This is a genomic window from Streptomyces sp. NPDC029044 (assembly GCF_040637495.1).
In the GTDB taxonomy this organism is placed as follows: Bacteria; Actinomycetota; Actinomycetes; order Streptomycetales; family Streptomycetaceae; genus Streptomyces.
On the sequence record NZ_JBEZWN010000001.1, the window covers coordinates 407,050 to 418,465 of the forward strand.

General features: G+C 71.2%; 12 protein-coding genes and 1 riboswitch. Of the genes, 7 read left to right on the plus strand and 5 right to left on the minus strand.

Annotation, left to right across the window (positions count from 1 at the left end; all coding sequences use genetic code 11):
• Nucleotides 1–198: 198 nt before the first annotated feature.
• From AB0E85_RS01925 to thrC, 3 genes are all read right to left on the minus strand, one after another.
• Nucleotides 199–402, minus strand: coding sequence for a cold-shock protein (locus tag AB0E85_RS01925; RefSeq protein WP_003949956.1), 204 nt, complete (start codon nucleotides 400–402; stop codon nucleotides 199–201).
• A gap of 446 nt (nucleotides 403–848) precedes the next feature.
• Entirely contained in the window at nucleotides 849–1,124 is a 276-nt protein-coding gene (locus tag AB0E85_RS01930) for a MoaD/ThiS family protein (protein WP_003991133.1), read from the minus strand.
• A 117-nt stretch (nucleotides 1,125–1,241) separates the two neighbouring features.
• The gene (gene thrC, locus AB0E85_RS01935; protein ID WP_361921414.1) at nucleotides 1,242–2,528 is read right to left on the minus strand and encodes a threonine synthase; all 1,287 of its coding nucleotides are present in this window, start codon (nucleotides 2,526–2,528) and stop codon (nucleotides 1,242–1,244) included.
• 18 nt (nucleotides 2,529–2,546) lie between these two features.
• Nucleotides 2,547–2,703, minus strand: a riboswitch (SAM riboswitch).
• 155 nt (nucleotides 2,704–2,858) lie between these two features.
• Between thrC and AB0E85_RS01940 the strand changes: the two genes are divergently transcribed.
• The 3 genes from AB0E85_RS01940 (at nucleotide 2,859) to otsB (ending at nucleotide 6,100) form a co-directional block, all read left to right on the plus strand.
• On the plus strand, nucleotides 2,859–3,803 hold the full coding sequence (locus tag AB0E85_RS01940) for a glucosyl-3-phosphoglycerate synthase (protein WP_361921416.1): 945 nt from the start codon (nucleotides 2,859–2,861) through the stop codon (nucleotides 3,801–3,803).
• Between the two features lie 74 nt (nucleotides 3,804–3,877).
• Nucleotides 3,878–5,266 (plus strand): trehalose-6-phosphate synthase, encoded by a 1,389-nt coding sequence (locus AB0E85_RS01945; protein ID WP_361921418.1) that lies wholly within the window; start codon nucleotides 3,878–3,880, stop codon nucleotides 5,264–5,266.
• A 6-nt stretch (nucleotides 5,267–5,272) separates the two neighbouring features.
• On the plus strand, nucleotides 5,273–6,100 hold the full coding sequence (gene otsB, locus AB0E85_RS01950) for a trehalose-phosphatase (protein ID WP_361921419.1): 828 nt from the start codon (nucleotides 5,273–5,275) through the stop codon (nucleotides 6,098–6,100).
• A gap of 107 nt (nucleotides 6,101–6,207) precedes the next feature.
• Here otsB and AB0E85_RS01955 read toward each other — a convergent pair whose 3' ends face one another.
• Both AB0E85_RS01955 and AB0E85_RS01960 read right to left on the minus strand, forming a co-directional pair.
• Nucleotides 6,208–6,453, minus strand: coding sequence for a DUF3263 domain-containing protein (locus AB0E85_RS01955; protein ID WP_361921421.1), 246 nt, complete (start codon nucleotides 6,451–6,453; stop codon nucleotides 6,208–6,210).
• A 40-nt stretch (nucleotides 6,454–6,493) separates the two neighbouring features.
• Entirely contained in the window at nucleotides 6,494–7,747 is a 1,254-nt protein-coding gene (locus AB0E85_RS01960) for an extracellular solute-binding protein (protein WP_361921423.1), read from the minus strand.
• 132 nt (nucleotides 7,748–7,879) lie between these two features.
• Here AB0E85_RS01960 and AB0E85_RS01965 point away from each other — a divergent pair, with 132 nt between their 5' ends.
• The 4 genes from AB0E85_RS01965 to AB0E85_RS01980 all read left to right on the plus strand — a co-directional run bounded on the left by AB0E85_RS01965 (nucleotide 7,880) and on the right by AB0E85_RS01980 (nucleotide 11,283).
• Complete coding sequence (locus AB0E85_RS01965) at nucleotides 7,880–8,821, plus strand: ROK family protein (protein WP_361921425.1); 942 nt, start codon at nucleotides 7,880–7,882, stop codon at nucleotides 8,819–8,821.
• Nucleotides 8,822–8,901: 80 nt separating this feature from the next.
• Nucleotides 8,902–10,032 carry an N-acetylglucosamine-6-phosphate deacetylase gene (gene nagA / locus AB0E85_RS01970; protein ID WP_361921427.1) on the plus strand — a complete coding sequence of 377 codons (1,131 nt, stop codon included), beginning with the start codon at nucleotides 8,902–8,904 and terminating at the stop codon, nucleotides 10,030–10,032.
• A 120-nt stretch (nucleotides 10,033–10,152) separates the two neighbouring features.
• On the plus strand, nucleotides 10,153–11,082 hold the full coding sequence (locus AB0E85_RS01975; RefSeq protein ID WP_361921428.1) for a 1-phosphofructokinase family hexose kinase: 930 nt from the start codon (nucleotides 10,153–10,155) through the stop codon (nucleotides 11,080–11,082).
• 45 nt (nucleotides 11,083–11,127) lie between these two features.
• Nucleotides 11,128–11,283, plus strand: a complete 156-nt coding sequence (locus tag AB0E85_RS01980) for a hypothetical protein (RefSeq protein WP_361921430.1) — start codon at nucleotides 11,128–11,130, stop codon at nucleotides 11,281–11,283.
• Nucleotides 11,284–11,416 lie beyond the last annotated feature (133 nt).

Below are 11,416 nucleotides of genomic sequence, written 5' to 3' on the forward strand. Positions count from 1 at the left end.
CTCACCTTCAGAGTGCTAACGCAATGATTAGCACTCGGGCATGGCGAGTGCAAGCGCCTCCCGGGGATCGGGCAGGGGCGTCAGCCGCCCGCGAACACCGCCCGACAGGTGCCCGAGCAGGCCGAAGGGCCCGTACCCCGGGGGGTACGGGCCCTTCAGAGAAGACCGGTCGCTTGATGCGTTGGTCGTGGTGCGCGTTCAGGCAGCGACGCGAACCATGTCGGCCTGCGGCCCCTTCTGGCCCTGCGAGATCTCGAACTCGACCCGCTGACCCTCTTCAAGGGTGCGGTAGCCGTCCATCTGAATCGCGCTGTAGTGGACGAAAACATCCGCACCACCGTCGACCGCGATGAAGCCGTACCCCTTCTCCGCGTTGAACCACTTGACGGTGCCCTGAGCCATGCCTAACTCCCCTATTACTGGCCCTTGCACAGATCCACACTTCGCGGACCCGGGTCAGACCTCACCCCCCACGGTTGGGGGCGTGCGCCGGAACGCGTCGACCGCGGCTGAATGTATCTGTCCAACTGCCGTCTGCAACAGGTCAATCGGACGAGAATTCTGGACGCGCAGGGTCCGGAATGTGGGGAGAATTCGCCCGAATTCAGGGCAAGTCGGGCTACACAAAAGGAACAAAAGCCACGAAAGACGCGCACACTTTGGCTACATCTTGTCGGGCTCGCGGCAGGAATTCAGGGTTCCGATCAGTGGATCGGTATCGCGTTCCCCAACTGTACCCCGCTCAACCACACAGAATTGCCCCCTCCGCTTCTCTCACGGAGGGGGCAATTCGATGAACTCTCGGTAATCGTCGTTACCGAAGGTAACAATCGGGCCGGTCGACCGGTTCAGCCACCGGCGACGGCGGGAATGATCGACACACCGGCACCGTCCGGCGTCGCCGTCTCCAGCCCCTGCTCGAACCGCACGTCGTCGTCGTTCACGTAGACGTTGACGAATCGGCGCAGCTTGCCCTGGTCGTCGAGGACCCGGGCGGCGATCCCGGTGTGGTTCTTCTCCAGGTCGGCGATGACCTCACCGAGGTTCGCGCCCTCGGCGGCGACCTCGGCCTGCCCGCCCGTGTAGGTACGCAGGATGGTGGGGATGCGAACGGTGACGCTCATGACTTCAAAACCTCCGGTTGGGTAGCGGACCTGCTTTTGGGGGCGCGGGGCCGTGTCAATGTGCGGCTCCGCCGCGTTGGCGCGACCAGCCCCCCACCGGCCCGCAGGCGACAACGATCAGCCGAGCCCAGCCTCACGGAACGAATCAAGGTTGGGACGGATCGTCGCGGTGAGCCCGGTCCCAGCCACCGCGTCCAGCGTCTTCAGACCGTCACCCGTGTTCAGCACGACAATCGACTTCGACGGGTCGAGCAGCCCGTTCTCCAGCAGCTTCTTCGTCACGCCGACCGTCACCCCACCGGCGGTCTCCGCGAACACACCCTCGGTCCGCGCGAGCAACTTGATCGCCTCGACGACCTGCTCGTCGTTCACGTCCTCCACCGCACCGCCGGTCCGCCGCGCGATGTCCAGCACGTAGGGCCCGTCCGCCGGGTTGCCGATGGCGAGCGACTTGGCGATGGTGTTCGGCTTCTGCGGGCGGACGACGTCGTGCCCGGCCTTGTAGGCGACGGACACCGGAGAGCAGCCCTCGGCCTGCGCGCCGAAGATCTTGTACGGCTTGTCCTCGACCAGCCCGAGCTTGATCAGCTCCTGGAGACCCTTGTCGATCTTCGTGAGCTGAGAGCCGGAGGCGATCGGCACGACCAGCTGGTCCGGCAGCTGCCAGCCGAGCTGCTCGCAGATCTCGTACGCGAGGGTCTTGGAGCCCTCCGCGTAGTACGGCCGGAGGTTGACGTTGACGAAGCCCCAGCCCTCGCCGGCCGGGTCGCCGATCAGCTCGGAGCAGAAGCGGTTCACGTCGTCGTAGTTGCCCTCGATGCCGACGAGCTCGCCGCCGTAGACCGCGGCCATGACGACCTTGCCCTGCTCCAGGTCGTGCGGGATGAACACGCAGGAGCGGAAACCGGCGCGGGCCGCCGCGGCACCCACCGCACCGGCGAGGTTGCCGGTGGAGGAGCAGGAGAGCGTGGTGAAGCCGAAGGCGCGGGCGGCCTCCAGGGCCTGGGCGACGACGCGGTCCTTGAAGGAGTGCGTCGGGTTGCCGGAGTCGTCCTTGACGAACAGCTTGCCGGCGTCGACGCCCAGCTCGCGCGCGAGGTTGTCGGCCTTGACGAGCTTGGTCCAGCCGGGGTTGATGTTCGGCTTGTCCGCCACGTCGGCCGGCACGGGCAGCAGCGGGGCGTAACGCCAGATGTTCGCGGGGCCCGCTTCGATCTGCTTGCGGAGTTCCTCGGTGTCGTAGGCCGAGAAGTCGTAGGCGATCTCCAGCGGGCCGAAACACTCCTCGCACGCGAAGACCGGTCCGAGGGGTACGCGGTGACCGCACTCGCGGCAGCTCAGGGCAGCGGCGGGACCGAGGTCTACGGTGGAGTCAGTGGTGCTTGCAACAGTCTGCACAGCCATGTGAGGCGAGGCCCTTTCTCCTCATCTTCCTCACGACGCATCTCGCCGTGAGACGGATTTGGCACCTTCCCGAGCCGGGAGCCTCGCGCAGGTGGTCGACAGTGACCTACGAGTACCGACTGGAGGGTTGCCGGGGCTTCATCGGGCCGTTTCCCTCTGCCCCTCTGGATGAGCTGTATGTGGTTGTAGGCGGCGGGTGACCCCGGACATGCGATGGTCATCCGCCTTGTTCAAGACTGTAACCGACGACCAGGACAGTTGAGATAGTCGTCCGAACCGCGAGATGGATCACACTCTGTCCCGCCCGGAGAACGCAGAGGAGCCGCCACGGTGCTGGAAGAAGTCGAGCGCTGGCTGGGCACCCGTTCCTGGTCCGCGAACGATCGCCCGCTCCACCGGATCATGGCCGCCAAGCAGCGCACGGGCCAGACGGTGAGCGTCGTTCTGCCCGCCCTCAACGAGGAGGCGACGGTCGGCGACATCGTCGCCGTCATCCGCCACGACCTGATGCGGCAGGTCCCGCTCGTCGACGAGCTGGTCGTCGTCGACTCCGGCTCGACCGACCGCACCTCCGAGGTGGCCGCCGCCGCGGGCGCGCGGGTGGTGCACCGGGACGTCATACTCCCCCGCTTGCCGGCCGTGCCCGGCAAGGGCGAGGTGCTGTGGCGCTCGCTGCTCGTCACCGGCGGGGACATCGTCTGTTTCGTCGACGCGGACCTCAGGGACTTCTCGTCCGACTTCGTCTCGGGGATCGTCGGCCCGCTGCTCACGGACCCGGACGTGGACCTGGTGAAGGCCATGTACGACCGGCCGCTCTCCGGTGCCGCCGGGCAGGGCGGCCGGGTCACCGAGCTGATGGCGCGCCCGCTGCTCAACATGCACTGGCCGCAGCTGGCCGGCTTCGTCCAGCCGCTCGGCGGCGAGTACGCGGCCCGCCGCTCCCTGCTGGAGCAGCTGCCGTTCCCCGTCGGCTACGGCGTGGAGCTGGGGATGCTGGTCGACGCCCTGCACCTGTCGGGCCTGGACGCCCTCGCCCAGGTGGACGTCGGGGTGCGCAAGCACCGGCACCAGGACGGGCAGGCGCTGGGCCGGATGGCCGCCGCGATCTACCGCACCGCCCAGCTGCGGCTGGCCCGCGGGCATCTGATCCGGCCGTCCCTGACCCAGTTCGAGCGGGGGGAGGACGGCTTCGAGCCGCGCACGTACTCCGTGGACACCGAGGAGCGTCCGCCGATGGTGGACATCGCCGAGTATCAGGCTCGGAAAGCGGCCTGACCGGGGCCGTTTTTCGGCCGGGCACGGCAGATCCGTACGTTTGAGCGTTTGGGGGCCGGGCTAGGTTGAGGCGTATGGCTTCAACGTACGGTGCTGCGCGGGTGCTGGTGGCCTCCAACCGGGGCCCGGTCTCCTACACGGTGGGTGAGGACGGTTCGCTGGACGCCAAACGGGGCGGCGGCGGGCTGGTCTCCGGCCTCTCCGCGATCGGCTCGGACGCGGACGCGCTGTGGGTGTGCTCGGCGCTGTCCGACGGCGACCGCGAGGCGGTGCGGCGGGGCGTCGGCGAGGACGGCGTGCGGATGCTGGACATTCCGGCCGACGTGCACGCCGACGCGTACAACGGCATCGCCAACTCGGTCCTGTGGTTCGTGCACCACATGCTCTACCAGACGCCCCTGGAGCCCGTCTTCGACGCGGACTTCCGGCGGCAGTGGGCGTCCTACGAGACGTACAACCGGGCGTTCGCCGAGGCGCTGGCCGAGGAGGCGGCGCGGGGCGCGGCGGTCGTGGTGCAGGACTACCACCTGACGCTGGTGCCGGGCATGCTCCGCGAGCTGCGGCCCGACCTGCGCATCGGGCACTTCTCGCACACACCGTGGGCGCCGCCCGAGTACTTCCGGATGCTGCCGGACGACGTGGCCGGGCAGGTGCTGCGCGGCATGCTCGGCGCCGACCGCCTCGGCTTCCTCACCGAGCGCTGGGCGGAGGCGTTCACCGCCTGCGCCGAGCGGTTCGCGGGCGGGCTCGGCGGCACGCGGGTCGGGGTGCACGGCCTCGGCGCCGACGCGGACTTCCTGCGGGCGCGGGCGCACGAGCCGGACGTCGAGGAGCGGATGGCCGCGCTGCGGCAGGAGATCGGCGAGGGCCGCCGCACCATCGTCCGGGTGGACCGCACCGAGCTGTCCAAGAACATCGTGCGCGGTCTGCTGGCCTACCGCCGGCTGCTGGAGACCCACGCCGAGTGGCGCGAGCGGGTGGTGCACGTCGCCTTCGCGTACCCCTCGCGGCAGGACCTCGCGGTGTACCGGGACTACACGGCCGAGGTGCAGCGGGTCGCCGACGAGATCAACGCCGAGTACGGCACGCCGGGCTGGACGCCGGTCGTGCTGCACGTCAAGGACGACTTCGCCCGCTCCCTGGCCGCCTACCGGCTGGCCGACGTGGCGCTCGTCAACCCCATCCGGGACGGCATGAACCTCGTCGCCAAGGAGGTCCCGGTCGTCTCCGACGCCGGCTGCGCGCTGGTGCTGTCGCGGGAGGCCGGGGCGCACGAGGAGCTGGGCGAGGACGCGATCACGGTGAACCCCTACGACGTGACGGGCACGGCCACGGCCCTGCACGAGGCGCTGTCGATGCGCCCGGAGGAACGCGCCGAGCGCAGCAAGCGCCTGGCAGCGGCGGCGACGGCACTGCCGCCGGCGCAGTGGTTCGTGGACCAGCTCGACGCGCTGAGGGGCTGAGCGGCGATGACCGTGAACGCGTTGCCCGCGCCCGTCACGAAGGCCGGGCAGGACGGGCTCGCCGCCCTGCTCACCGACCCCGGCAAGGCGCTGGTCGCCTTGGACTTCGACGGGACGCTCGCGCCGATCGTCGCCGACCCGGAGCTGGCCCGGGCCCATCCGGAGGCGCTGGGCGCGCTGGTGGCGCTCGCCCCGAAGGTCGCCGCCGTCGCGGTGATCACCGGCCGGCCGGCCGAGGTCGCCGTGCGCAACGGCGGCTTCGCGGACGTGCCCGGTCTTGAACACCTCGTCGTCCTCGGGCACTACGGCGCCGAGCGGTGGGACGCCCGCAGCGGCGAGATCACCGCCCCCGACCCGCACCCCGGCGTCGACGCCGTCCGCGCCGAGCTGCCCGGGCTGCTCGACGGGAGCGGGACCTGGGTCGAGGACAAGGGCCGGGCGGTGGCCGTGCACACCCGCCGGGCCGCCGACCCGCAGGCCGCCTTCGAGGCGCTGCGCGAGCCGCTCACCGGCCTGGCGACCCGGCACGGCCTGATCGTCGAGCCCGGCCGCATGGTCCTCGAACTGCGCCCGCCCGGCATGGACAAGGGCGTCGCCCTGACCGGCTTCGCCCGGGAGATCGGCGCCGGCTCCGTCCTCTACGGCGGCGACGACCTGGGCGACCTGCCCGCGTACTCCGCCGTCGACGCCCTCCGCACGTCCGGCACCCCGGGCCTGCTGGTGTGCAGCGGCAGCGACGAGGTGACGGAACTGCGAGAACGGGCGGACGTGGTGGTGGAGGGCCCGGAGGGGGTCGTACGGCTGCTGGCCTCGCTGGCGAACCGGATCGGCTGAAGGGCAACGTCCCTCAGCGGCGCGGGGCTGTGTCGATCTGCGGCTCCGCCGCGTGGGCGCGAGCAACCACAACGGGCCCGCAGCCCGCGACGGCCGGGAATCCCCACTCACCGCTCGGACCGACGCCGCTCCCGAACACGCCGCAGCCGATTCACCGTCACCGGGTCATGAGCCAGGGCCCTGGGGTCGTCCAACAGCGCGTTGAGAAGCTGGTAGTAGCGCACAGGGGCGAGCCCCAGCTCCTCACGTATGGCCCGTTCCTTCACGCCGGGCCCGGGGAACCCCCGGCGTTCGAGCGCGAGAATGTCCCGCTCCCGGCGCCCGAGCCCCTGCTCACCCGTGTCCTCGTCCATACCCGGCACCGTAACGCCCCCCACCGACAGCCCAGCGCAGCTACTCCGCGCTCTCCGCCCGGCCCGCCGCAGCCTGGAGGTGGCCGAGGACGCCCGAGGGGCTGCCCCCGGGCGCGACGGCCTTGCCGATCTGCTGCTTGACCTGGGCGCTGACGTCGGCCCAGGAGGTCTTGCCGACCGGGTACAGCTCGGAGGCCAGCAGCTCCGACAGGAACGGCCTGAGGTGCCGGTCCTCGTCGGAGGCGGCCATGGTGCCGGACGCGGAGGAGGTGACCGGCAGCAGGTCGTACTCGCGGGAGAAGGCCAGCACGTTCTTCTCGCTGTAGACGAAGTCGAGGAAGTCGCCGATCTGGTCGCGGTGGCCGTTCTCGCGGAAGGCCATCATCCAGTCGGCCACACCGAGCGTGGACTTGCTCGGGCCCCCCTTGCCCGGCATGGGCACCATGCCGTACTTCACGCCCTTGCTCTCGGCGATCTTCATCAGGGAGGGGTGGCCGTTGAGCATGCCGACCTGGCCCTTGGCGAAGGCGGCGAACGCGGCGGCCCGGTTGAGCTCGCCCGGGGCGACCGGCCCGGTCAGGTCCTTGCCCACCAGGTCGTTCTTCAGCCAGGAGAAGGTGTCGATGTTCTCCGGGGAGTCGATGCCGTAGCTGTCGACGCTGTCGGTGTAGCCGCCCCCGCCGCTGAGCATCCACTGCATGGTCTCGGCCTGCGCCTCCTCCGGGCCGAGCGGCAGCGCGTACGGGTACTTCACGCCCTCGGCCTTGAGCGCCTCGGCGTTCTCGGCCACGTCGTCCCAGGACTCGGGCGGGGTGATGCCGGCCTTGGAGAAGAGGGCCTTGTTGTAGAAGAGGACGCGCGTGGAGGCGGCGAACGGCATCCCGTACTGCACGCCCTTCACCTGGCCCGCGGAGGCAAGCTGCCCGACGAAGTCGGCCTGCACGGGTATGGAGAGCAGGTCGTCGGCCTTGTAGAGCTGGTTCTTGGCCGCGTAGTCGGCGTAGGCGCCGATCTGGGCCATGTCCGGCGGGTCACCGGCGGCGACCATCTCCCTGACCTTGCGGTCGACGTCGTTCCAGGAGTAGACGCTGACGTCGACCGTGACACCGGGGTGGTCGGCCTCGTACTCCTCGACGAGCTTGTCCCAGTACTTCTTGGAGCTGTTGGCCGCGCTGTCGCCGTAGTCGGCGGCGACCAGCTTGAGCGTCACGTCCTCCGAGCCGCCCGTGATGCCGCACCCGCCGAGGACCGCCGTCATGCCCAGTGCGGACACCGCCGCGATCGTTCCTGCCATTCGCCGCCGCTGCACCGCTGCTCTTCCCCAACCCTGGCGTCGCCGCCTCTGAAACTTTTCGATATTCGGAATAAGGTCTACACCACGTGAGTGGACTAGACCTCTCGCGGGTCACCGGGTCACACTGTTTCCGTGAGACATGTCATCGCCCTCGACGTGGGCGGCACCGGAATGAAGGCCGCCCTGGCCGGGCCCGGGGGCGAGGTGCTGCACCGGGCCCGGCGGGCCACCGGACGCGCCCAGGGGCCGGACGCCGTCGTCGCGGGCATCCTCGACTTCGCCGCCGAGCTGCACGCCCACGGCGCCGAGCACTTCGGCGCGCCCGCGTCCGCCGCCGGCGTGGCCGTCCCCGGCATCGTCGACGAGGCGGACGGCGTCGCCGTCTACGCCGCCAACCTCGGCTGGCGCGACGTCCCGCTGCGCGCCCTGCTGTCGGAGCGGCTCGGCGTTCCGGTCGCCCTCGGCCACGACGTGCGCACCGGCGGCCTCGCCGAGGGCCGGGTCGGAGCGGGCCGGGGCGCGGACCGGTTCCTGTTCGTGGCCCTGGGCACCGGCATCGCGGGCGCCATCGGCGTCGACGGCCGGGTCGAGGCGGGCGCGCACGGCTTCGCGGGCGAGATCGGCCACATCGTCGTACGTCCCGGCGGGTCCCCCTGTCCGTGCGGGCAGCGCGGCTGCCTGGAGCGCTTCGCCTCGGCTGCGGCCGTGAGCGAGGCCTGGGCCGCGGCCTCCGGCGACCCGGACGCGGACGCAGCGGACTGCGCGAAGGCGGTGGACTCCGGTGACCCGAAGGCCCGGGCGGTCTGGCAGCAGGCGGTCGACGCCCTCGCTGACGGCCTGGTCACGGCCCTGACCCTGCTGGACCCCCGCACCCTGATCATCGGCGGCGGGCTGGCCGAGGCGGGGGAAACGCTGTTCACGCCCCTGCGGGAGGCGATCCGCCGCCGCATCACCTTCCAGAAGCAGCCGACGATCGTCCCCGCGGCGCTGGGGGACAGCGCCGGTTGTCTGGGGGCGGGCCTGCTGGCCTGGGACCTTCTGGCATCGACCGACCGTATGGAGGTAACGCCCTGATGACGGATGCCCCAGGGGCGCGGGGAACTGCGCGACCAGCCACGACGCACCCGCACTCCGCCCCATCGGGGACCCCCACTGTGCTCACCGGCGCGACAGTGGTCCTCCCGACCGGAACCGTCGAAAACGGCCAGGTAGCCGTCGACGGCACCCGCATCGCCCGGGCCGCCCCGGAAAACGCCCAGGTCATCGACGTAACAGACCACTACGTGATCCCCGGCTTCGTCGACATCCACAACCACGGCGGCGGCGGAGCCTCCTTCACCTCCGGCTCGGTCGACGACATCCTCAAGGGCATCCACACCCACCGCCTGCACGGCACGACCACCCTGGTCGCCTCCACCGTCACCGGCGACATGGACTCCCTCACCCACCGCGCCGGCCTGCTGAGCGAACTCGCCGAGCAGGGCGACATCGCCGGCGTCCACTTCGAGGGCCCGTTCATCTCCCCCTGCCGCAAGGGAGCCCACTCCGAGGGCCTCCTGCGCGACCCCCACCCCGCCGAGGTCCGCAAGCTGATCGACGCGGCCCGGGGCCGGGCGAAGATGCTCACGCTGGCCACCGAGCTCCCCGGCGGCCTGGACTCCGTACGCCTCCTCGCCGACCACGGCGTGATCGCGGCGATCGGCCATACGGACGCCACGTACGAGCAGACGGTGGAGGCCATCGACGCGGGCGCCACGGTCGCCACCCACCTCTTCAACGCGATGCCCCCGCTCGGCCACCGCTCCCCCGGCCCGATCGCGGCTCTCCTGGAGGACGACCGGGTCACCGTCGAGCTGATCAACGACGGCACCCACCTGCACCCCGCCGCACTGCAACTGGCGTTCCACCGCGCGGGAGCGGACCGGGTCGCGTTCATCACGGACGCGATGGACGCGGCCGGTTTCGGCGACGGACGCTACTGGCTGGGCCCGCTGGAGGTGGAGGTCGCGGACGGCGTGGCCCGGCTGGTGGAGGACGGCACGATCGCCGGCTCGACCCTCACGCTGGACCGCGCCTTCAAGCGGGCGGTCACGGTCGACGGCCTGTCCGTCGAGGACGCGGTCACGGCCCTGTCCGCCACCCCGGCCCGGCTGCTCGGCATGGCCGACACGATCGGCTCACTGGAGCCCGGCAAGGACGCGGACCTGCTGATCCTGGACTCCGGGTACGAGGTGAAGGGCGTGATGCGCCGGGGTGAATGGGTGGTCGGTCCCCAACTGGGCTGATCCATCCCCCAGTCGAGAGACGGTGGCCGACTCCGGGACTGGGCCGACCGCCGTCTCTTTGGCATGATCGGGCTACCTGCACGTTCACGTCGGCAAGCACATCGGGGGAGGTCGGCCCAGGTGATCCTCACGGTCACGCTGAACACCGCTCTCGACATCACCTACCGCGTGGGGTCCCTCAGGCCGCACGCCTCGCACCGCGTCTCCGAGGTGACGGAACGCCCCGGCGGCAAGGGCGTCAACGTGGCCCGGGTGCTCGCCGCCCTCGGGCACGAGGTGACGGTGACGGGGTTCACGGGCGGGGCGACGGGCCGGGTCGTGCAGGGCAAGCTCGCGGCGGTACCGGGCGTGGTGGACGCGCTGGTCCCCCTCTCGGGCGCGACCCGCCGGACGGTCGCCGTGGTCGACGAGCGGACCGGCGACACCACCCAGCTGAACGAACCGGGCCCGATGGTCACGCCCGGCGAGTGGTCGGCCTTCCAGGAGGCCTACGAGGACCTGCTGCCCGCCGCGTCGGCGGTGGCCCTGTGCGGCAGCCTGCCGCCGGGCGTTCCGGTGGGCGCCTACGCGGGCCTGATCCGCACGGCCCGCTCCTTCGGTCTCCCGGTCCTCCTGGACACCAGCGGCGAACCCCTGCGCCGGGGCGTCGCGGCCCGCCCCGACATCATCAAGCCGAACGCCGGCGAACTGGCGGAGCTGACCGGCTCCCACGAACCGCTGCGCGCCACCCAGGACGCCCGCCGCCGGGGAGCGGGCGCGGTGGTCGCCTCCCTGGGCCCCGGGGGCCTCCTCGCCGCCACCCGAGAGGGCCGCTGGCGAGCCACCCCGCCGGCCCCGGCCCGGGGCAACCCGACGGGCGCGGGCGACGCGGTGGTGGCGGGCCTGCTCTCGGGCCTGGTGGAACACCTCCCGTGGCCGGACCGCCTGACCCGGGCCATCGCCCTGTCGGCGGCGACGGTAGTGGCACCGGTGGCGGGGGAGTTCGACCGGGGGGTGTACGAGGAGCTGCTCGGGCTCGTCACTGTGGCGAACGAGACATCGGCGGCGTGACGAACACCCGGTCGCAAGATCGGCACCCCGAAGAAGGGGAAGATCGTGAAGTGCTGGGTCGCCGGGTGCAGCGCGGTGGACGGCGGCAAGTACAAGTGCACCAGCAACTCGCCCACCGAGAACCGCTGGCACGAGGTGAACTGGGGCGGCAAGAAGCGCTACGCGGCGACGCGCTGCCTGGAGTGGGGCCGGGTCGAGTGACCTGAGCCCGCCGGGCTCGAACGACGGCGGCCGTCCCACCGCGAGGCGCGGTGGGGGAGGAAGGGAGAGCGGGGGGTGGGGGAAGAGTGTGACCGGGAGAGTGTAGATAAAGGGGGGGGGCGGAGAAGTGAAA

Bases quoted from the DNA above. Each gene is read 5' to 3' on its own strand.
- otsB (WP_361921419.1), top strand. From the start codon at position 5,273: ATGACCGTGAACGCGTTGCCCGCGCCCGTCACGAAGGCCGGGCAGGAC.
- AB0E85_RS01930 (WP_003991133.1), bottom strand. From the start codon at position 1,124: ATGAGCGTCACCGTTCGCATCCCCACCATCCTGCGTACCTACACGGGC.
- thrC (WP_361921414.1), bottom strand. From the start codon at position 2,528: ATGGCTGTGCAGACTGTTGCAAGCACCACTGACTCCACCGTAGACCTC.
- AB0E85_RS01955 (WP_361921421.1), bottom strand. From the start codon at position 6,453: ATGGACGAGGACACGGGTGAGCAGGGGCTCGGGCGCCGGGAGCGGGAC.
- AB0E85_RS01945 (WP_361921418.1), top strand. From the start codon at position 3,878: ATGGCTTCAACGTACGGTGCTGCGCGGGTGCTGGTGGCCTCCAACCGG.
- AB0E85_RS01960 (WP_361921423.1), bottom strand. From the start codon at position 7,747: ATGGCAGGAACGATCGCGGCGGTGTCCGCACTGGGCATGACGGCGGTC.
- AB0E85_RS01925 (WP_003949956.1), bottom strand. From the start codon at position 402: ATGGCTCAGGGCACCGTCAAGTGGTTCAACGCGGAGAAGGGGTACGGC.